The 20,416-nt window shown below is 70.7% G+C and carries 19 protein-coding genes and 1 pseudogene; 17 read left to right on the top strand and 3 right to left on the bottom strand.

What is annotated here, in order from left to right; all coding sequences use genetic code 11:
- Positions 1-343: 343 nt before the first annotated feature.
- Positions 344-1,528 (top strand): annotated as a pseudogene (locus ACFVYN_RS36880) (MFS transporter); the annotation flags it as partial.
- A 285-nt stretch (positions 1,529-1,813) separates the two neighbouring features.
- On the opposite strand, the gene ACFVYN_RS36875 reads toward ACFVYN_RS36880, so the two are convergent.
- The gene (locus ACFVYN_RS36875) at positions 1,814-2,182 is read right to left on the bottom strand and encodes a MerR family transcriptional regulator (RefSeq protein ID WP_390006528.1); all 369 of its coding nucleotides are present in this window, start codon (positions 2,180-2,182) and stop codon (positions 1,814-1,816) included.
- A gap of 22 nt (positions 2,183-2,204) precedes the next feature.
- Positions 2,205-3,245 (bottom strand): MDR family NADP-dependent oxidoreductase, encoded by a 1,041-nt coding sequence (locus tag ACFVYN_RS36870; protein WP_390006527.1) that lies wholly within the window; start codon positions 3,243-3,245, stop codon positions 2,205-2,207.
- Between the two features lie 648 nt (positions 3,246-3,893).
- Between ACFVYN_RS36870 and ACFVYN_RS36865 the strand changes: the two genes are divergently transcribed.
- The 10 genes from ACFVYN_RS36865 to ACFVYN_RS36820 all read left to right on the top strand — a co-directional run bounded on the left by ACFVYN_RS36865 (position 3,894) and on the right by ACFVYN_RS36820 (position 13,732).
- The gene (locus tag ACFVYN_RS36865; protein WP_390006526.1) at positions 3,894-4,790 is read left to right on the top strand and encodes a TauD/TfdA dioxygenase family protein; all 897 of its coding nucleotides are present in this window, start codon (positions 3,894-3,896) and stop codon (positions 4,788-4,790) included.
- Complete coding sequence (locus ACFVYN_RS36860; RefSeq protein ID WP_390006525.1) at positions 4,787-5,683, top strand: ABC transporter permease; 897 nt, start codon at positions 4,787-4,789, stop codon at positions 5,681-5,683. Before ACFVYN_RS36865 ends, ACFVYN_RS36860 begins: the two co-directional genes overlap by 4 nt.
- Positions 5,680-6,411, top strand: coding sequence for an ABC transporter ATP-binding protein (locus ACFVYN_RS36855; protein WP_390006524.1), 732 nt, complete (start codon positions 5,680-5,682; stop codon positions 6,409-6,411). Before ACFVYN_RS36860 ends, ACFVYN_RS36855 begins: the two co-directional genes overlap by 4 nt.
- Positions 6,412-6,457: 46 nt before the next feature.
- Positions 6,458-7,516 carry an aliphatic sulfonate ABC transporter substrate-binding protein gene (locus ACFVYN_RS36850; RefSeq protein WP_390006522.1) on the top strand — a complete coding sequence of 353 codons (1,059 nt, stop codon included), beginning with the start codon at positions 6,458-6,460 and terminating at the stop codon, positions 7,514-7,516.
- Complete coding sequence (locus tag ACFVYN_RS36845) at positions 7,513-8,841, top strand: LLM class flavin-dependent oxidoreductase (protein ID WP_390006520.1); 1,329 nt, start codon at positions 7,513-7,515, stop codon at positions 8,839-8,841. The genes ACFVYN_RS36850 and ACFVYN_RS36845 overlap by 4 nt, the downstream gene beginning before the upstream one ends.
- Positions 8,834-9,616 carry an ABC transporter ATP-binding protein gene (locus ACFVYN_RS36840; RefSeq protein ID WP_390006519.1) on the top strand — a complete coding sequence of 261 codons (783 nt, stop codon included), beginning with the start codon at positions 8,834-8,836 and terminating at the stop codon, positions 9,614-9,616. The genes ACFVYN_RS36845 and ACFVYN_RS36840 overlap by 8 nt, the downstream gene beginning before the upstream one ends.
- The gene (locus ACFVYN_RS36835) at positions 9,613-10,425 is read left to right on the top strand and encodes an ABC transporter permease (protein ID WP_390006518.1); all 813 of its coding nucleotides are present in this window, start codon (positions 9,613-9,615) and stop codon (positions 10,423-10,425) included. The genes ACFVYN_RS36840 and ACFVYN_RS36835 overlap by 4 nt, the downstream gene beginning before the upstream one ends.
- A gap of 113 nt (positions 10,426-10,538) precedes the next feature.
- On the top strand, positions 10,539-11,297 hold the full coding sequence (locus ACFVYN_RS36830) for a GNAT family N-acetyltransferase (RefSeq protein ID WP_390006517.1): 759 nt from the start codon (positions 10,539-10,541) through the stop codon (positions 11,295-11,297).
- 202 nt (positions 11,298-11,499) lie between these two features.
- Positions 11,500-12,591, top strand: coding sequence for an LLM class flavin-dependent oxidoreductase (locus tag ACFVYN_RS36825; protein ID WP_390006515.1), 1,092 nt, complete (start codon positions 11,500-11,502; stop codon positions 12,589-12,591).
- Positions 12,584-13,732 carry an LLM class flavin-dependent oxidoreductase gene (locus ACFVYN_RS36820; protein ID WP_390006513.1) on the top strand — a complete coding sequence of 383 codons (1,149 nt, stop codon included), beginning with the start codon at positions 12,584-12,586 and terminating at the stop codon, positions 13,730-13,732. The genes ACFVYN_RS36825 and ACFVYN_RS36820 overlap by 8 nt, the downstream gene beginning before the upstream one ends.
- 159 nt (positions 13,733-13,891) lie before the next feature.
- On the opposite strand, the gene ACFVYN_RS36815 is transcribed toward ACFVYN_RS36820, so the two are convergent.
- Positions 13,892-14,470 carry a TetR/AcrR family transcriptional regulator gene (locus ACFVYN_RS36815; protein ID WP_390006512.1) on the bottom strand — a complete coding sequence of 193 codons (579 nt, stop codon included), beginning with the start codon at positions 14,468-14,470 and terminating at the stop codon, positions 13,892-13,894.
- Positions 14,471-14,673: 203 nt separating this feature from the next.
- Between ACFVYN_RS36815 and ACFVYN_RS36810 the strand changes: the two genes are divergently transcribed.
- From ACFVYN_RS36810 to ACFVYN_RS36785, 6 genes are all read left to right on the top strand, one after another.
- The gene (locus ACFVYN_RS36810; RefSeq protein WP_390006511.1) at positions 14,674-15,495 is read left to right on the top strand and encodes an oxidoreductase; all 822 of its coding nucleotides are present in this window, start codon (positions 14,674-14,676) and stop codon (positions 15,493-15,495) included.
- A gap of 34 nt (positions 15,496-15,529) precedes the next feature.
- Positions 15,530-16,381 carry an alpha/beta fold hydrolase gene (locus ACFVYN_RS36805; protein ID WP_390006510.1) on the top strand — a complete coding sequence of 284 codons (852 nt, stop codon included), beginning with the start codon at positions 15,530-15,532 and terminating at the stop codon, positions 16,379-16,381.
- A gap of 40 nt (positions 16,382-16,421) precedes the next feature.
- Positions 16,422-17,570, top strand: coding sequence for a low temperature requirement protein A (locus ACFVYN_RS36800; RefSeq protein WP_390006508.1), 1,149 nt, complete (start codon positions 16,422-16,424; stop codon positions 17,568-17,570).
- Positions 17,571-17,721: 151 nt separating this feature from the next.
- Positions 17,722-18,381, top strand: coding sequence for a response regulator (locus ACFVYN_RS36795; RefSeq protein WP_390006506.1), 660 nt, complete (start codon positions 17,722-17,724; stop codon positions 18,379-18,381).
- Positions 18,382-18,615: 234 nt separating this feature from the next.
- Complete coding sequence (locus tag ACFVYN_RS36790) at positions 18,616-19,449, top strand: enoyl-CoA hydratase/isomerase family protein (RefSeq protein ID WP_390006505.1); 834 nt, start codon at positions 18,616-18,618, stop codon at positions 19,447-19,449.
- Between the two features lie 178 nt (positions 19,450-19,627).
- Complete coding sequence (locus tag ACFVYN_RS36785; protein ID WP_390006504.1) at positions 19,628-20,326, top strand: SDR family oxidoreductase; 699 nt, start codon at positions 19,628-19,630, stop codon at positions 20,324-20,326.
- The last annotated feature ends 90 nt before the right edge of the window (positions 20,327-20,416 follow it).

Genomic DNA, 20,416 nt, shown 5'->3' with positions numbered 1-20,416 from the left:
GGAACTTTCCCTTTCAACGTACGTCGCCCGCCCCTGTGAATGTCAAGGTCGAGGACGGCGAACGGGCATCTCGTGCGCCGGGACGCGTGGTGGACGCATCAATTGCGTTGTGCTTTGATCCAGGCCATGGAGACCGTCGGCACGGCACACACGGTGCTGCTCGACCCGTTCTGGGTGAGCCGCCGCGCCGACCAGTTCGACCAGGTCTGTCGCTGATCGCCGTTCGACGGCTCGCGATCTCGCTCTTCTCCTGGCGGCTGTTGCGTCGTGTCGCGAACATCGGCGACGTACGCGGCCCAGTCATCCACCACACCTCACGCACCCGGGGGAGCACGATCAGCCAATGCTTCCGGGAGAAGACCGTGCTGCCCGACGGGTGCTGTTGGTGTGCATGGCCGCGGGCGCCACGACTCTGGTCGACCAGGCCGTCCTGAACATCGCTGTCCCGAGCATGCGCCAGTCGATCGGGGCCACCGGGGCGGACGTCCAGTGGATCGTGGCCGGGTACTCGCTGGCCTTCGGTCTGGCCCTGGTCCCCGCTGGCAGCCTGGGTGATCTGCACGGCCGTAAACGGCTCTTCATGGCCGGGGTGTCGCTCTTCCTCCTAGCCGGGGTGACGGCAGCGACGGGAGGACAGCCGGGGAGCCTGATCGGTGCGCGGCTGGTGCAGGGTGCCGCTGCAGGGATCGTCAACTCGCAGGTGATCGGCACCATTCAGGATGTCTCCCGCGGGGTGGCCCGCGGCCGTGCGCTGGGCCTGTACGCGGTCACCGGCGGCGTGGCCACGGCCCTCGGCCCGCCCCTCGGCGGTGCGCTCGTCGCCGGACTCGGCCCCGGGGCGGGCTGGCGGTGCTGTCTGTTGCTGAGCTCACCGTGCGCTGTGTTCACCCTGACGCTCGCGGCCCGCTGGTTGCCCTCGCCTCGGCGCACCGCCCTCGATTCCCGGCTGGACGTCCTCGGCCTCACCCTGCTCTGCGGCTGCACGCTGACGCTGATGGTGCCCTTCATCCGCACCCCGGGCAGCGGGGGAGAAGCGGCCCTGTGGGGCACTGCGGTGTGCGCGCAGGCGGCCGTCTTCGCCGTGCATCAACGCCTACGCGTTCGGCGCGGCCGTCCGCCCCTGGTGCACCCGGCGCTGACCTCGTCGAAGCCGTACATGCTGGGCACGGCCGTCGCGATGGCGCAGTTCGGCTCCTCGCTGGCCGCGTTCCTCGTGCTCACCGTCTTCCTGCAGGACGGGCTCGGCCTGTCCGCCCTGCTCACGGCGGCCGTCACCCTTCCCGGGGCGGTCGGGATGGGCGCCTCCTCGGCCCTCGCCTGGCGGCTGGTACGGCGGATCGGACCGCGCACGGTGACCGTCGGCCTGACTCTGGGCATCGGCGCCGCCCTGGTGGCGGCGGGGGTCGCGCTCCGCGTGCCGTCGGCGGTGCTGCCCGTCGCGCTGGCCGTAACGCAGTTGATGTCCGGCGTCGCCGGAGGGCTCACCGTCTCGCCCAATCAGGCCCAGGTACTTCAGCACGCTCCGGCGGAGGCCGCGGGTGTGGGTGGCGGGATTCTGCAGATGGCCCAGCGGATCGCGGCTGCCGTCTGCCTCAGTGCCGTCCCGGCGGTGTATCTGCATGCCGCCTCCGGTCGGCCGGGAGGCGGCCACCCCCGCGCCGGGTACGCGCTGGCCTGCTGCGTCTGCGCCGGCCTGCTCGCCGTCGCCCTGCTGCTGTCCCTGCTGCGCCGGGCCGCCACACCGGCCCGCACGTCGGCCGACCACGCCGACGTGCTGCCCGCCCCAGGGAGACAACCTGACGGCCCGTGGGCGCTATGCGGGATCCGTCCGCTGAGCCAAGAGCGTGCGCAGGCGGGTCAGGCGGTCGATCTCGGCGTCGAGGGCCGCGAGCCGGTGTGCGATCACGTGCCGGCCGGCGGAGGCCGAGTCGGTGCTCGTGCAGGGACGTTGCGGGTCCCCGGCGAGGAGCTGGATCCGGTCGGCGATGCCGCGCAGGTCCTCGACGGTGAGGCCGAGGCCGAGCAGTTCGCGGATGACGCGGGCGCGGGCCACCTCGTCCGGCCCGTACGGGCGTTGGCCGGTGGCCGTACGCCGCGGTGGGGGCAGCAGGCCGCGCTCCTCGTAGAACCGCAGGGCCCGTGGGGTGGTCCCGGCGGCTGCCGCCGCGTCTCCGATGCGCATCCGACCTCGTCTCGGTCCGGGGTCATTGGGCCGGCAGCTCCACGACGACGGTGCCGAAGTGCCGTCCCTCGAACAGTTCCTGCAACGCCTGAGGGGCCCGTTCGATGCCCGGGATCCGAACATGAGGGAAGGAGATCTCACCGGAGCGCAACCAGCCGCCGAACCGCTCGGCCCATTCCTGCGTCACCTCGGGATGGTCGATGCCGCTGTAACCGCGCAGCGTGATGCCCAGGTTGATGACGCGGAAGGTGTCTATCTCCACCGGAGCGCTGTCACCGTCCCGGTGTGGCGACAGCTGGCCGGACAGCGCGCCGACCAGCGCGAAGCGGGCGCCGCGGCGCGCCGCCGTGAGCGCCGCTGTCAGGTGGTCGCCGCCCACGGTGTCCACCAGGACGTCGATGCCTTCGGGTGCCGCGGTCATCAACTGCCGGGTGAGCGTGGGGGATTCGTCGCCCGGCACCAGCACCGAGTCGTAGCCCAGTTCGGTGCGCAGCCGCTCCGCCTTGGCCGGGGAGTGGGTACTGCCGATGACCTTCCCGGCGCCCAGCAGCCTGGCGACCTGGCCGGCCAGGCTTCCCACCGCGCCCGCCGCCCCGGTGACGAGGACAGTGTCGCCGGGACGGATGTCGGTGAACCGGGTGAGCGCACCGTAGGCGGCCGATCCCGACGACAGGTGGGCGACCGGGTCCGGCAGCGCGTCGCCGACCGGGGTGCAGTCGGCTGCGGCCACCAGCGCGTGCTCGCGCCACCCGAGCAGGTGCGTGACGGCGTCTCCCGGCTGCAGCGGGCTGTCCGGGCCCGCGCCGACGACCTCGCCGACGGCGGGGCCGAACAGCACGTCACCGGCGTTGATCGTCGGCAGCGGTACTCCTTCGGGTGCGCCTGCGATCAGCGTGCGCAGGCCGGGGAACACCAGGAAGTACCGGTTGCGGACGAGGACTTGTCCGGGGCCCGGCGTGGGCAGTGGCTGTGCGACGACGGCGAAATGCTCGGGGCCAGGCAGGCCCTCGGGGGCGGTGACGAGCCGGATCTCGCGGGTGGCGGACGGCAGGGCGGTGGCCATGCGGAGCTCCTGTTCGGGACAAGCGAAGCGGGCCGGGCGGGCCGACCGGCCGGTGCGGCGCGCAGACGTTAGCCCCTGACGTGCGCGTCAAAGGCAAGTAAGGCAAGTACGGCAAGTACGGCTGCCCGCGGTGTCCACGCCTGCTCCGTGTCCGCAATGCAAGATCTGTCCGGAAGGTTATTGACCAACCTGGTGGACCTCTGCTGAACTCCGTTGCCATGAACCCGCGCGTGGAACTCACTCGGCGGCGCCACATCGACCTGGCGCACGTCTCCAGCGCGTTTTGTTGTCGCTGACCCGGTAAGGGGTCCCCGGCGGCAACCGGTGCGCACCGACGGTGCGCGTCCTGCGGAAGCGGTCCGAAACCGCCCGTGATGCAGCGCCGCCTTCTGGGATCGCCGTTTCCGCCTCCTGAGCGACTGCTCCTGCGGCCGCACCTCCAGCGCCGTCCGCACTGGCTGTGATCCGGTCCCACCTGCGTCGCCCTCGCACCGACTGTCCGGTCTCCCGTCGATCGGCTCGCGAGTCGGCTGTCCACGCACGCTCCCCGCTTCTCCGCCCGCCGGTCTCCGTATGCCGCCCTCCGCACCCGGCACGGAGCACCCAGCGCTCGCCTGTGCGCCCACCTCCTCCGAGAAGGACCCCCTCATGCCGCTGTCCATCCGCAAGCTCACCGGCCGTATCGGCGCGGTCGTGGAGGGCGTCGACCTCACGGCGACCCCCGACCTCTCGACGGTCACGGCGCTCCGTGACGCCGTCAACGAGCACAAGGCGATCGTCTTCGATCAGGTCGACCTCGACAACGCCGGCCAGGAGCGTGTGGCCCGGTGGTTCGGCGACCTCACCACCGCCCACCCCAACGTGCCGGCGGCCGCCGGCACGACGAACGTGCTCGCCGTCGACAGCGAGACGTCCAAGGCCAACGAGTGGCACACGGACGTCACCTTCGTGGTCAACCCGCCGCAGCTCACCACGCTCCGGTCGATCGTGACCACGCCGTACGGCGGCGAGACGCTCGTCGCCAACGCCGCCGCGGCATACCGGGACCTGCCCGAACCGCTGCGCGCCCTCGCGGACACGCTGCGCGTCGTACACACCAACCAGTACGACTACGCCCGCCCCTCGGCCACGACGGCACAACGGCAGGAGTACGACCGGGCCTTCGTGTCGGCGCCGTACGAGGCGGAGCACCCGGTCGTGCGCGTGCACCCCCTGACCGGTGAACGAGGGCTGTTCATCGGCGGGTTCGCCAAGCGGATCGTCGGCCTGTCGAGCGCCGAGTCGGCCGACCTGCTGCGCATCCTCCAGGCGTATGTGACACGTCCGGAGAACATCCTGCGCTGGGCCTGGTCCCCGAACCAGCTGCTGATCTTCGACAACCGGATCACCCAGCACTACGGGGTGGACAACTACGACGACCACCCGCGCCGCCTCAACCGGGTGACGGTCGCCGGAGAGGTGCCGGCCGGTGTCGACGGCCGCCGCAGCGAGCAGCTCGTCGGCGACGCCTCGCACTACAGCAGCGTGCTGGCGGTGGCCGCATGACCGAGGTACGCATCCCGGCCCGGGCCGTCGCCAAGGGCCCGGCCGTCAAGGCGACGAGGGCGCCGGAACGCGAGGTGTTCCTGCCGCGTGACGCGCGCCGCCGGACGACTCCGCTCACCGTGCTCCGCGAGCGCCTGCGCTGGCCGCTGGGCATCTACACGACCCCGGTCGTGATCCTCGTCGCCTGGGAGATACTCGCCCGGACCGCAGTGGTGTCGAAGACCTACGCTCCGGCGCCCACCTCGATCGTGAAGTCCGCCGTCGATCTGTGGCAACAGGGCGTCCTCGGGCCGGACCTGGCCATCTCGCTGCAGCGGGCCGGCATCGGTCTCGCGCTCGGGCTGACGGTCGGCATCGTCGCAGGAGTGCTCGGTGGGCTGCTGCGCAGCGGGGAGTACCTGTTCAACGGTCTCGTACAGGTACTCAACACCATCCCGCTCCTCGCGGTGCTGCCGCTGATGATCGTGTGGTTCGGCATCGACGAGCTCACGAAGGTCCTGCTGATCTCCTTCGGGGCCGGTGTCCCGATGTATCTCAACCTGTTCGCCGCGATCCGGGGCGTCGACCAGCGGCTGATCGAGATGGCACGCACGACGGGCGCGGGCACCTGGCGCCTGGTGACGCGGGTGCTGGTGCCCGGAGCCCTGCCGGGGTTCCTGGTCGGCCTGCGGTTCTCCCTCGCGTACAGCGTCCTTGGCCTGGTCGCGGCCGAAACGGTCAACGCCGACAAGGGACTTGGCTTCCTCATCACTCAGGGGCAGACCTACCTGCAGACCAACCAGGTCTTCGTGGGCCTGGTGATCTACTCCCTCCTCGGTCTGCTCGCCGATCAGTTCGTCCGGGTTCTCGAGCGGGTGCTGCTGCGGTGGCGACCCAGTTATGAGGCGTCATGAGCAGCACCGTCGCGACGGAACTCCGTCGGCAGACCGGGGTCGCCGTCGAGCAGGTGGTCCGCCGGTTCGGTGACCGGGTGGTGCTCGACCACCTCGACCTCACCATCGCCGACGAGGAGCTGGTGATCCTGCTCGGCCCCTCGGGCTGCGGGAAGAGCACCCTGCTGCGGCTGCTCGCCGGACTGGACCGGCCCGACGCGGGGCGGGTCGAGGTCCCGGCGCGGCGTGCGATCGTCTTCCAGGCCGACCGGCTGCTGCCGTGGCAGCGGGTCCTGCGCAACGTCACACTCGGCCTGCACGGACCCGACGCGGAACAGCGGGCCCTCGACGTGCTCGCCGAGGTCGGACTCGCGGGCCGTGAGAAGGCGTGGCCAAAGGAGCTCTCCGGCGGCGAGGCCCAGCGGGTGTCCCTCGCGCGGGCCCTGGTCTCGGAGCCCGAACTGGTGCTGCTCGACGAACCGTTCGCCGCCCTCGACGCCATCACCCGGCTGCGCATGCACGACCTCGTACGGGCCCTGCGGACCAAGCATCACGCGGCCATGCTGCTCGTCACCCACGACGTCGACGAGGCGATCGCCCTCGCGGACCGCATCGTCGTCATGAGCAACGGCCGCATCGGCACCTCGCACGAGGTGCACCTCTCCGCCGCGAACCGGGAAGCGAGCGTCGCACGCGAGGAACTCCGCGCCCGGTTGCTGGAAGACCTCGGCCTCGCCGACCGGCACTGACTTTCCCCAAAAAACCCTCACCCAGCCAGAAAGCACACCACATCCCATGCGTAAGAGAACCAGCAGACTCATCGGCGCCGTCGGCTCGCTCGCCCTCGCGAGCACCCTCGTCGCCTGCGGATCGTCGTCGTCGGACACGGCCGCGCCGCTGAGCAACGCCGCCGACGCGAGCGACGCCAAGCACCCCGAGTGGAGCAAGTACACCTTCACCATCGGCGACAACGGCGGTGACGGCAGCCAGGAGCTGGCGAAGGTCACCGGCGTGTTCGACAACGCGCCCTACAAGGTGAAGTTCGCCCGCTTCACCTACGGCCCGCCTCTCGTGCAGGCCGCCGCCTCGGGCGACATCGACCTCGGCAGCGTCGGCGACGTACCGCCGATCACCGGAGCCGCGAAGGAGTACGGCTTCAAGGTCGTCGCCGTCAACCGCTCGCTCACGCCCGACCAGGCGGTGGAGAACATCATCGTGCCGAAGGGCTCGAAGCTGAGGACGGCCGCCGACCTCAAGGGCAAGAAGCTCGCCGTCCCGCAGGGCAGTTCGGCCCACGGTCTGGCCCTGAACGCGCTGAAGAGCGTCGGCCTCACCCCCAAGGACGTGAAGCTGGCCTTCCTCGACCCGGCGGCCGGCGCGACGGCGTTCAACACCGGCAAGGTGGACGCCTGGTCGATCTGGAACCCGCAGTCCGCGATCGCGGTCAAGAACGGCGCACGGATCCTGGTGAAGGGCCTCCCGCCGATCGACCAGACCAGCAGCTACTACGTCGCCAGTGACGCGTCACTGAAGGACAAGACCAAGCGTGCCGCGCTCACGGACGTCCTCAAGAGGCTCTCGCGGGAGTTCGCCTGGGGCGTGAAGAACCCCGAGAAGTACGCGCAGGCGCTCTCGAAGGAGCAGGGCATCCCACTGGCCGACGCCAAGGCATCCCTGGCCGCCTACTCGAACCGGGTGACCCCGGTGGAACAGACGGACATCGCACTGGAGCAGAAGCTCGCCGACGCCTTCCTGGAGGCGGGGCAGATCACCAAGAAGGTCGACGTCAAGTCGATTACCGACAACCTCCTCCCGGCCGGTTACGACAGCTCCACGCTGAAGGTCACCTCGTGAGCACGGAACGGCGGCGGCAGCTGCACCTCAACGCCTTCCTCATGGAAGCGGGCCACCACGAGGCGGCCTGGCGGCTCCCGCACAGCAATCCCCGGGCGGACTTCGACCTGCGGCACTGGATCGAACTGGCGCAGCTCGCCGAGAGCGCCAAGTTCGACTCGCTGTTCCTCGCCGACGGACCGGCCCTCATCGGCACCGGCGAGTTCCGGCCGCCGGGCCAGCTGGAGCCGCTGACCCTGCTGACCGTGCTCTCCCAGGCGACCAGCAGGATCGGCCTCATCGCGACCGTGTCGTCGACCTACAACGAGCCGTACAACCTCGCCCGCCGGCTCGCCTCCGTCGACCACGTCAGCGGCGGCCGCGCCGGCTGGAACATCGTCACCTCCGCCGGAGCCGACGAGGCCGCCAACTTCGGCCTCGACAACCGCCCCGACCACGCCGAGCGCTACGCCCGCGCCGACGAGTTCCTGAAGGTCGCCAAGGCACTGTGGGACAGCTGGGAGTCCGAGGCCGTCGTCGCGGACAGGTCCACCGGACGCTACGCCGACCCCGAGCGGCTGCACCGCATCGGCCACCAGGGCAGGCACTTCAAGGTGGCGGGCCCGCTCAACGTCGAGCGCCCGCCGCAGGGCTACCCGCTGCTCGTCCAGGCCGGCTCCTCCGAGGACGGCAAGGACTTCGCGGCCCGCCACGCCGAGGCGATCTTCACCGCCCACACGTACGAGCGGGCGTCCGCCTTCTACGCCGACATCAAGACACGGGCCGTGTCCGCGGGCCGCGACCCGGACGGCGTGATCGTCCTGCCCGGCATCGTCCCCTACATCGGGTCGACCGAGGCGGAAGCCCGGGCGCTTGCACGGCAGTTCGACGAGCTGCGCGTCCCGGAGTACGGGCTGCGCCAGCTGGCCGCCGTGTTCGAGACCGAGCCCTCCGTCTTCCAACTCGACGAGCCCCTGCCGGACTTCATCCTCGCCAGGCCGAAGCTGGAGGGTACACAGAGCCGTTCCGACCTGATCATCGATCTCGCGGTCCGCGAGCGGCTGACGGTCCGGCAGCTCATCTCCCGGCTCGGCGGCGGACGCGGTCACTTCGAGTTCGTCGGCACGCCCGAGCAGGTCGCGGACACGATCATCGCCTGGTTCGAGGGCGGTGCCGCGGACGGCTTCAACATCATGGCCCCCGCCCTGCCGTCGGGCCTCGCGGCCTTTGCCGAGCACGTCCTGCCGATCCTGCGCGGCAAGGGGCTGTTCCGCGAGGAGTACGAAGGCACTACTCTGCGCGAGCACTACGGGCTGCCGGTCCCGGCCAACCAGTTCCATGGCTGACCCACTCGCGACTCCCGCCGCTTCCCGGAGCGGCGGGGGTCCGCCCGCGCTGCGGGTCGAGGGGCTCCGCAAGACGTACGCGGACGGCTTCACCGCGGTGGCCGGGCTGGACCTGGAGATCCCGGAAGGCGCTTTCTTCGGGCTGCTCGGCCCGAACGGCGCCGGGAAGACCACACTGATCGGCTCGGTGTGCAACATCGTCCGCCCCACCGCGGGCACCCTCTCCGTCTTCGGCCACGACCACAGCAGCCGTCAGGCCCGCAGGCTGCTGGGTCTGGCCTCGCAGGAGATCAACGTCGACCGGTTCCTGTCCATCCGGCAGATCCTGATCTACCACGCCGGATACCACGGCATCGGCCGGAAGACGGCTGCCCGGCGGGCGGACGAACTGCTCGTCCTGTTCAGCCTCGACGACAAGGCCGACGTACGCGCCTACGAACTGTCCGGCGGCATGCAACGGCGTCTCGTCCTCGCGCGGGCCCTCATGCACCACCCCCGCCTCCTCATCCTCGACGAGCCGACGGCCGGCGTGGACGTCGAGCTGCGCTCGCAGATCTGGCGGATCGTCAAGGGCCTCAACGCCGCAGGCACCACTGTGCTGTTGACGACTCACTACCTGGAGGAGGCGGAGACCTTGTGCGACGAGATCGCGCTGCTGCGCAGGGGCCGGATCGTCGACCGCGGCTCCGCCGCTTCGCTGCGCGAGCGGTACGCGGCCCGGGACATCTCGGAGGTCTACAACCGGGTGATCACGGCGGAGGAGGTCACCACGTGAGCGGCACCGAGACCCCGGCCCGCCCGGCGTACGACGAACCCTTCGAGGCGGAGCGCGCACCATTCTTGTGGCTCCTGGAGCGGGAGGTCCTGCGCTTCCTCACCATCTGGCGCTACAGCGTCGTCGGCCCGGTGCTGTCGACCGTGCTGTTCGTCGTCGTCTTCGGATCGGCCCTCGGCTCGCACGTCGACACGATCGACGGCGTCGGCTACGGCAGCTTCATCGTGCCCGGCCTCTTCACCCAGGCGATCGTCAACGTCGGCTTCTTCAACGGGACGACCAGCCTGTTCGAGGCCCGCCGCGACCAGTACATCAACGACGTGTACGCGAGCCCGCTCAGATGGTGGGAGATCAACGCGGCACTGGTCGGCGGCGGCATCGCCCGAGGCGCCGTCGTGGGCGCGGGCGTCCTGGCGGTGGCCGTGCCGCTCACGCACAGCCCCGCCCCGGCCCATCCCCTCGTCCTGCTGCTCGGCACGCTGGGACTGCTTCTGGTCGCCGCACAGGTCGGAGTGATCGCGGGCGCCCACGCCAAGTCCCTCGACCACGTCTACTCCATGGAGTCGATCATCCTGCTGCCGCTGGGCTTTCTCGGCGGCGTCTTCTACTCGGTCCACCAACTGCCCCCGTTCTGGGACGCCCTGAGCCACCTCGACCCCGTCTTCTGGCTGGTCCAGGTCGAACGGATCGGGTTCCTCGGCCAGGGCGACGTCGGCGCGGGCCTCGCCCTCGCCGTGGTCTGGGCCCTCGCGGTGGCGCTGACAGCCTGGTCGGCCGCGCTGTTCGCCACCGGTCGCCTCAAGCCCTGAACACCGCACGCCGAGTGACTCCTGACCATCCCGAGCCGGGGACTCAACCGCCACCCCGCGATGAAGTCCCCCCGAACGAACAGCCCGAGCCGCGCACCGGAGACCGCCACACCATGACCGTCATCGCCCTGGACTCCAACTCCCCACACATCCTGGACATCCCGGCCTGGGCCGCGCTCACCGGCCCGCACGCCCTCCCCCATAGCCTTAAGGGCATGGGCGGTACCCCCACCGCCGAACGCAGTGGCCACGCCGTCCGGTACCACCCCGACGTAGCCCCCTTCCACGCTGTCTCCGACGAAGAAGACCCCCGGGCCTGGGACGACCTCGCCGCACTCGTCGGCCCCGGTGGCACCGCCTCGGTGCGGGGCGTGACCGAGGCCCCGGAGGGCTGGGAGGTCGTGCGCACCGGACACGGCGTCCAGCTCGTGGACACCGGTCTGCGCGCGGAGCCCGACCCCGAGGCCGTACGGCTCGGCCCCCACGACGTGCCCGAGATCCTCGACCTGGTCGCCCGCACCCAGCCGGGCCCCTATCTGCCCCGCACCGTCGAACTGGGCACCTACCTCGGCATCCGCCACCACGGCCGGCTGATCGCGCTGGCCGGCGAGCGACTGCATCCGCCCGGCTGGACCGAGATCAGCGCCGTGTGCACCGATGCCGCCCACCGGGGCCGGGGCCTGGCCACCCGCCTGGTCCGCGCGGTCGCCGCCGGCATCAAGGAGCGCGGCGAACGCCCCTTCCTGCACGCCGCGGCCACCAACGCGAACGCCATCCGGCTCTACGAGTCGATCGGCTTCACCCTGCGCCGCCGCACCGTCTTCTCCCTCGTACAACACACCGGAGCCGCCGCGCTGGAAGAAACGGCATAGCCGTGCGGTTGGCCTTTCTGCGTGCGTGCCGCGCCCTGTTGTTCCTGACCCGTTCTGCTGTCCCAGCCGCCGTGTCCTGCCCCCGCCCGTGGGCCGGATTTCTCGTACGGACCTCCAGGAAGGCACCACCCGTGTCCTCTTCTCCTTTGTTGCATCTGGCCGTCGCCCCGGACGGCACCCACGCCGAGCCGCGGGCGGCAGCATGAAATTCCTCGCCATCACCCTCATCGTGCACCGCCCCGATCCCGTCACCGGGGTCCAGAAGCCGACCCACGACCGCTTCCGCGAGGTCCTCGACAACGCGGTCCTCGCCGAGGAGCTGGGCTTCGACGGCTTCGGCGTGGGGGAGCGCCACGAGCGGCCGTTCATCTCCTCCTCGCCGACCGTCGTACTCAGCCATGTGGCCGCTCTGACCAAGCGGATCCGCCTGTTCACGGCCGTCACGACGCTCAGCCTGCTCGACCCGGTCCGCGCGTACGAGGACTACGCCACCCTCGACCACCTGTCCGACGGGCGCCTCGACCTGATCATCGGCAAGGGCAACGGCGCCGCTCAGCGCGACCTGTTCCAGGTGACGCCCGAGGACCAGTGGGACCGCAACGCCGAGAGTTACGAGGTCTTCCGGAAGATCTGGCGGCAGGACAAGGTCACCGCCGGCACCCGCTTCCGTCCCCCGCTGACGGACGCCGAGGTGTGGCCGCGGCCGTGCCAGCAGCCGGTCCGGGTGTGGCACGGCAGCGCGACCAGCAAGGAGTCGGTCGACCTGGCCGCCCGCTACGGCGACCCGCTCTTCTCGGCGAACGTCACCCACCCCATCGAGCCGTACGCCGAGTTGGTCCGTCACTACCGCGAGCGCTGGGAGCACTACGGCCACGACCCGGCGGACATCGCCATCGGCGCGGGCACGGCGGGCGTCTACGTCGCGCCGACCTCCCAGGAGGCGTTGGCGGCGTACCGGCCGATCTTCGAGTCCAACCTGGCGTTCTTCAGGAAAGCGGGCCTGCCGGTCGTCTTCGAGACGCTGGAGGACTTCGTCGAGCGCAGCTCCGCTCTGATCGGCAGCCCGGAACAGGTCGTCGACAAGGTGCACCGCTACCACGAACAGTTCGGGCACACGGTGCTCCACCTGCACGCCGACGCGAGCGGGCTGACGGAGTCACAGCACCGTGCCTCGCTCGAGCTCTTCCAGTCCCGGGTCGCCCCCGTGCTGCGCCGCGAGATCCCGGACCCGCCGTTCGTGTGGGGACCCGTGCTTCCGACGCCACCGCTCACCCAGGAGTCCGTCCATGTCTGATGTTGCCCTCGGCGTTCTCGACCTGGTGCCGATCCCGTCCGGCTCGACGGCAGCCGATGCCCTGCGCAACTCCATCGACCTCGCACAGCAGGCCGAGCGCTTCGGATACGCCCGCTACTGGTTCGCCGAGCACCACCTCAATCCGGGCGTGGCCGGCACGTCTCCCGCGGTCCTGCTGGGCCTGACCGCGTCCGCGACCTCGACCATCCGTCTCGGCTCGGGGGCCGCGCAGCTCGGGCATCGCACGGCACTGTCCACGGTGGAGGAGTTCGGACTGCTCGACGCGCTGCACCCGGGCCGCTTCGATCTGGGCCTGGGCCGCTCGGGCGGCCGGCCGCCGGGACAGCCGACAGCGCCGTTGCCGACGGCGACCCCGGTCGTCGACGGCCGCGCGCCGAACGGCCTGTTGATCCCGCCCCGCTTCTCCTTCGAGTTCCTGCTCGGGTCACCCCGCATCGCACTGCAGCGGAGACTGCTTCTGCTGCCTGGCGCCCAGTCACAGGACTACGCGGAGCAGATCGACGACCTCCTCGCCCTGCTCGCCGGCACCTACCGCTCCCCGGAGGGCGTCGAGGCGCACGTCGTGCCGGGGGAGGGCGCCGAGGTGGAGGTGTGGATCCTGGGCAGCAGCGGTGGTGAGAGCGCCGCTGTCGCGGGCCGCAACGGTCTGCGGTTCGCGGCGAACTACCACGTCAGCCCGGCCACGGTCCTGGAGGCGGTGGACGGGTACCGGTCCTTCTTCCAGCCGTCCGAGTTCCTCGACAAGCCGTACGTCAGTGTCTCGGCGGACGTCGTCGTCGCCGAGGACGACGCCACCGCCCGCACACTCGCCACCGGCTACGGCCCGTGGGTCCGCAGCATCCGCACCGCCGAGGGCGCCATCGAGTACCCGACGCCGGAGGAAGCGCGCGCCCACCCGTGGACCGACGAGGACCGGGCCCTCGTCCAGGACCGCCTGGACACCCAGTTCGTCGGCTCACCGGGCCGGGTGGCCGACCAGTTGGAACAACTCCAGGAGGCCACGGGCGCGGACGAGTTGCTCATCACGACGATCACCCACGACCACACGGACCGGGTCCGTTCGTACGAACTGCTCGCGGAGGAATGGCGGCGACGGGGTCACTCCCTCCCGTCGAGCTGATGCGGTGGAGGCAGTGACGGGGGCGACCGGCTGCCGCCCGACCCGTACGGCCACGGGACGCTGCTGTGCGGAATCCAGGACTCCTTCGGTCCGCTGACGTTCCCGCAGGACGGCCTGGGGCTCCTGCCTCACCCGAACCGGTGGATGCCACGGGGGCGCTCAGCCGCGTGGTCCCGCGCCGTGCAGGAGTGTGTCGATGACGAGTGTGGCGAGGGCGTCCGGATCCTTGGCGGCCGGGTCCTGGGCGACGTCGGGCCGGTTGATGGCCTCGCTGAGAAGAGCGATGTAGACCTGCCGCGTCCACTTGAGGTCCGCGTCCGGCGCGATCAGTCCCTCGCTCTGTGCCCGGGCGAGGAGGCTGAGAGTACGGGCGTTGATGTCCTCCCAGAGGGCGGCCGTCGTTTCGGTGTGAGGTGTGGCGTGGCCGAGAGTGAACGGCCATGAGATCTTGACCCGCAGCGAGTTCGCGGTCACCCGGTGGAGCGCGACGAGGGCCGGGGCGGCTTCGGGCCGGGCGTCCTCGATGGCGTCGATGAGCTGCTGCTTCGCGGAGACGGCGAGCGCCTCCAGGAGGGCCTGCCGGTTGGCGAACCGTCGGTGCACGGTGATCCGTGTCAGCCCCGCCGCCTCGGCGATCTGCTCCATGGAGGCGCCGACGTCCTCGGCCAGCACCCGCTCCGCCGCCTCCAGAATCGCGCGCACACTGCGCTCGGCATCTGCCCGCAGTGCTCGGCCCATGTCTGTCTCCTGTCGCTTCGTCGGTACTGATCCCCTTGTAGAGGATACGTGAACGCTACGCCTCCATGACTAAGAGATTCTTAGGCGTTGCAGTTGTCGAGATAACTGATACAGTGATGACACCGATTGAGGTTGCCGGACCGGCACCCCGATCGCCCATCGACAGCAACCTCCATATGAGTTCCGTACGTCAGGAGTCCGACATGGCAACGACAACCCGACCGGTAGCCCTCGTGACGGGCGCGTCCTCCGGCATCGGCAAGGCCGCCGCGCTCGCGCTGGCCGCGAAGGGGTACGAGGTGGTCGGCACCAGCCGCAACACCACCCATGTCACCCCGCTCAAGGGCGTGACCTTCCTCGACCTCGACGTGACGAGCGACGAGTCGGTGACCGCCGCGGTCAGCGAGGTGATCGACCGCTTCGGGCGGATCGACGTGCTGGTCAACAACGCGGGCATCGGCTCGGCGGGCGCCGCCGAGGAGAGCTCCGCCGCGCAGGCCCAGGGCCTCTTCGACATCAACGTCTTCGGCGTCATCCGCATGACCAACACCGTCCTGCCGCACATGCGCGCCCAGCGCAGCGGACGGATCATCAACATCTCGTCCATCGTCGGGTTCATGCCGCAGCCCTACATGGCGGTCTACGCCGCCTCCAAGCACGCCGTCGAGGGCTACTCGGAGTCCGTCGACCACGAGGTCCGCGAGTACGGCGTGCGGTCCCTGCTCGTCGAGCCCGCCTGGACGAACACGGCGTTCGACGCGGCCAGCGTGCGGCCCGACCGGCCCTTGGACGTCTACGCCGAGCAGCGGCACGTCTTCGAGGAGTACATGGCCGGCGCGGTCAAGGACGGCGACGACCCCGCCGTCGTCGCCAAGGAGATCGTCGCTGCGGCCACCGACGCCAAGCCGAAGCTGCGCTACACCGCCGGCGCCATGACCGGGCGCGTGCGCACCATGCGCCGCATCGTGCCGTCCCGCATGTTCGACCAGCAGCTGCGCAAGCTCAACCGCCTGCCCGCCGCCTGACACCTCTCTCCCGCGACAGAAAGCGAAGCCCGCCATGAGCACCTATCTGGCAGACGCGGCCGAGGACCTCACCGTGGAAGGCCCCTCCGCGACGTTCACCTACCGGCGCCTCGGCCCGCGGGACGGTATCCCGCTGGTCCTGCTCAACCGGGTCCGGGGCACCCTCGACTGGTGGGACCCCGAGCTCCTGGACCACCTGGCCGCCGCCCACGACGTGATCGTGTTCGACAACGTCGGCACCGGATACACCACCGGCACCCCGGCCGACTCCGTGGAGGGGCTGGCCGCCGGCACCGTCGAGTTCATCGAGGCCCTCGGCCTCACGCAGGTCGACCTGCTCGGCTGGACCCTGGGCGGCACCGTCGCCCAGCACATCGCCCGCACCCGTCCCGACCTGGTCCGCAAGCTGGTCGTGGCGGCCGCCAACCCCGGCGGCACGGTGCCCGGCGCCCCCGAGCCGGACCCGAGGGTACGGGCCACCATGACCAAGCCGGAGGTCACCGGTGACGACCTGGTGTTCCTGTTCTTCCCCGAGACCGACACCGGACGCGCCGCCGGGTACGCGCACCTCGCCAGGGTGGCCACCCGGCTGGCCACCGGACGCCCCGACGTGTCCGAGGCGGCGGCCCTGGGCCAGATCACCGCGATCGGCAAGGACGCGTCGATCCCCTTCGGCCAGGTGAAGGAGGAGCTGGCGAGCATCCAGCAGCCTGTCCTGTACGCCACCGGCATGAAGGACGCGATGATCCCCGCCCTGGCCTCGTACACCGCCGTCCAGCACATCACCGACGCCACGCTCGTCGCGTACGGCGACGCGGGCCACGCCTTCCTCTTCCAGCACGCCAAGGACTTCGCCGCCCAGGTGACGGCCTTCCTTGCCGACTGACCCGGCTGACCCGACCGATCCGACCGACCGGAGAGACATCGTGGAGTCGACCAGCGTCCCGGCGCGCCGGGAGGTGACACCGCTGGAGTTGTTCTTCGACCTGGTCTACGTCTTCGCGATCGGCCAGCTGTCGCATCAGCTCCTGGCACACCCGACGTGGACGGGCGCCGCCCAGACGCTCGTGCTCTACCTCGCGGTCTACGCGGCATGGGCGTACACCACCTGGGCGGCCACGCTCGTACCGGCCGAGGACCCGCGGACCCGGCGGATGCTGTTGACGGTCATGCTGCTCGGGCTGTTCATGAACGCCGCGATCCCACGGGCCTTCGGTGACGCCGGCTGGGTCTTCGTCGCCACCTTCCTGCTGATTCATCTCGGCCGGACGGTGTGGCTGCTCGGGGTGGGCCTGGACGCGCATGATCAGGAGCACTGGCGGCGCGTGCTGGTCTGGTTCGCCGCTGCCGCGCCGTTCTGGGTGACCGGCGCGGCGACTCACGGCGGCGCACGGCTGCTGTGGTGGGCCGCGGCGACCCTGATCGAGCTGGCGGGCACCTGGACGGCACATCCGCTGCCCGGCCGCAGGCTCGACTCCCGGCAGGTCGGCTTCGCCGGGGGCCATCTGCTGGAGCGCGGCCGGCTGTTCATGATCGTCGCGTTCGGCGAGACCATCATGACCACCGGTACGGCGCTCACCTCGGCGCCGTACGCCCCCATGACCCTGCTGACCAGTGGGGTGGCGCTCGCCGGCACGGTCGCGTTGTTCTGGCTGTTCTTCCACCGCTCCGAGCACATCGTGCGCCACTACGAGCGGACCGAGGACCCGATCCGGGCGGGGCGCAGCGGCGTCTACAGCCTCATGGTCTCCGTCGCCGGGATGATCGCCGCCGCCGCGGGTGACGAACGCGTCATCGCCCACCCGGCACATCACTCCGGGATCACCACCAACCTGCTGCTGTTCGCCGGGCCCGCTCTCTTCCTCGGGGCGCAGACCTGGCACGGCAGGACCCTGTTCGACGACCTGCCCGGGGCACGGGTGATCGCGCTCTTCGCGCTGGCCCTCGGATGCGCGGTCACGACGGACGCGCCGGCCTGTCTGTCGGCCCTCATCGCCGCCGCGATCGTCGTCGCGCTGGCCGCAATCGAAGAGCGCAGCTCATCGGGGAACGCCGCCGCGAAGCCGGTCGCCTGAGGCCCACAGCCCTGATCTACCTACGGCACCACAGTGGCCGACCCGTCCGCCCAGCACCCAGCACCCAGGAGCCATCCATGAACCTCTCCACCAGCTCCACCGGCGACATCTTCGCCAACGTTGACGACCGACGTTCGGAAGGAGGGACGCCATGGCAGAGGCGGGTGTGCTGATCTGCGACGACCAGGAGCTGATGCGAGTCGGCCTGCGCATGGTGGTGGACAGCCAGCCGGACCTCACGGTCGTCGGTGAGGCCGGGGACGGCGAGACGGCCGTGGCCCAGGCACGCGCGCTGCGCCCCGACCTCGTCCTCATGGCCGTGCGGCTGCCGGGCCTCGACGGCATCTCGGCCACCGCGCAGGTACGCGCCGCACTGCCCCGGACACAGGTGCTGGTCACCACCTCCTGCGACCGGGACGAGTACGCCTACGCGGCCCTGCGTGCCGGAGCCAGTGGCTTCCTCGTCAAGGACACACCCACCGCCGAGATGCTCGTCGCCATCCGCGGTGTCCTGCGCGGGGACGCGGTGATCGCCCCCTCGGTGACCCGGCGGTTGATCGACCGTTTCATCACCGGCGCCGTCGCCCCCCTCACCGACGAACGTCTCGACGTACTGACCGACCGCGAGCGTGAGGTGCTGGCTCTGGTCGCCCGCGGGCTGAACAACACGGAGATCGCCGAGAAGCTGTTCCTCGGCGAGACCACGGTCAAAACACATGTGGCCCGCATCCTCAACAAACTCCACCTCCGCGACCGGATAGAGGCCGTCGTCACGGCCTACGAGAGCGGACTGGTCCGCCCCGGCGGATGACAGCGTCGGGCGCCCGGGATGACTCCCGACGACATTCTCGATTCCTAGTTTCAGCACATGTCGATCACGCGAACGACGCTCACCGCAGCGGCTGTTCGCCCTCCTGCTCTCGGACCGGTACGCCGATGACAGCCCGTCGAGGCGGTCCGGAGCAGCGCCACCGGGTGCCGGACGAGCGCCACCGGGCCAACCGGAAACAGACCCCGTACCCACCCCCCCAGCACTGGAGCAGTCATGACCCAGCACAGCATGTTCACGATCGAGACCGTGGCGCCGAAGATCCGCAGGGTCACCTTCTCGAATCCGCGGGTGAACGTCGTCGGCGCCGACACCGTCGTCCAACTGCTCGCGGTCGTCAATGAGTTGAGTCAGGACGGAGAAGTCCAGGTCGTCGTCTTCGACAGCGGTACGCCCGGATACTTCTACAACCACGCCGATCTCGCCCAGGTGCCGGACCTTCTGGCGCTGAACAACGCGGACGGAACTCCGACCTGGGTCGAGCTCGTCACGCGCCTCAGCAGCGCCCCGTTCATCAGCATCGCCTCCATCCGCGGGCGCACCCGGGGCGGGGGGGACGAGATCGCCCTGGCCTTCGACCTGCGCTACGCCAGCCTCGAAGAGGCCGTGTTCTGCCAGCCCGAGGTCGCGATCGGGATCGTCCCCGGCGGTGGCGGCAGCGACCGACTGGCCCGGCTGCTGGGGCGGGACCGCGCCCTCGAAGCGGTCCTCACCAGCCACGACTACGACGCCGCACGCGCCGAGCAGTACGGATGGGTGACCCGAGCCGTCCCCGATGCCGAACTCGACGACTTCGTGAACGGCGTGGCAGCGCGCATCGCGTCCTTCGACAAGGAGTCGGTCCTGGGCGCCAAGGCGCAGATCAACCGGTCGACCCTGCCGCCGGTGGCCGACCTGCGCGCGTCCTGGGCGGAGTTCGCGCAGTCCGTCACCTGGCCGGGATTCCAGGCCCGCGTCCCGCAACTGGGCAAGTTCATCGCCGAGATCGGCCTCGAGGAGATCGAGCGGAACCTGGGCGACTACCTCGGCATCGCGAACCAGCAGGCGTAACCGGCGCCGACGCCCTCGGGCAGGGGGGAGCTACGGCAACGCGCTCGGCACCGTCCACGGCGGCGTCCTCGCGACCCTCGCCGGCAACGCGAGGGACGCCGCCGTCACCGCTGTTCACGCCGGCGCCGTACCGCCTACGCCACCGCCTTACCCCCAACTCGATCACCAGGGACTTCTCATGGATCTCTCCGCCAGCACCGTCCTCGTCACCGGGGCCAACCGGGGGCTGGGCCGGGCCCTCGCCGCCGAGCTGCTCGGTCGCGGCGCCTCTGTCTACGCCGCCGCCCGCAACCCCGCCGACGTCGACCTGCCCGGCGCCCAGCCGATCGCACTCGACATCACCGACCCCGCCTCGGTCACGGCCGCCGCCCGGGCCACCGGCGACGTGACGGTCCTGATCAACAACGCCGGCTCGTCGACCGGCACCGACCTGCTCACGGGCGACCTCGACAACATCCGCCTGGAGCTGGACACCCACTTCTACGGCACCCTGTCGGTGGTCCGCGCCTTCGCGCCCCAGATCGCGGCCAACGGCGGCGGCGCCATCCTGAACATCCTGTCCGCCCTGTCCTGGTTCAGCTTCCCGGGCTCCGGGGCCTACTGCGCCGCCAAGTCCGCGCAGTGGTCCCTCACCAACTCCCTTCGCCTGCAACTCGCCGAGCAGGGCATCAGGGTGGCCGGGCTGCACGTGGCCTACATGGACACCGACATGACCCGGGCGGTCACCGCGCCCAAGTCCGCCCCCGCGGACGTCGCCCGGCTCGCCGCCGACGGCATCGCCAACGGTGCCTACGAGATCCTCGCGGACGACATCAGCCGCGAGGTCCAGTCAGGGCTGGCCGGAGGCGTCACCGCCCTCTACCCCGAACTTCCCTGACGGGCAATCGTCTCACCGACCTGCCCGACCGGCACGGGCCTGCCGTCGCCGTCTGCGCCGTGGGGCCCCCCCCCCCCCGGCGGGGGGGGG

The organism is Streptomyces sp. NPDC058307, from assembly GCF_042880295.1.
In the GTDB taxonomy this organism is placed as follows: domain Bacteria; phylum Actinomycetota; class Actinomycetes; order Streptomycetales; family Streptomycetaceae; genus Streptomyces.
Note: the sequence above shows the minus strand (reverse complement) of the source record. Positions and strands in the feature narration are given on the sequence as shown.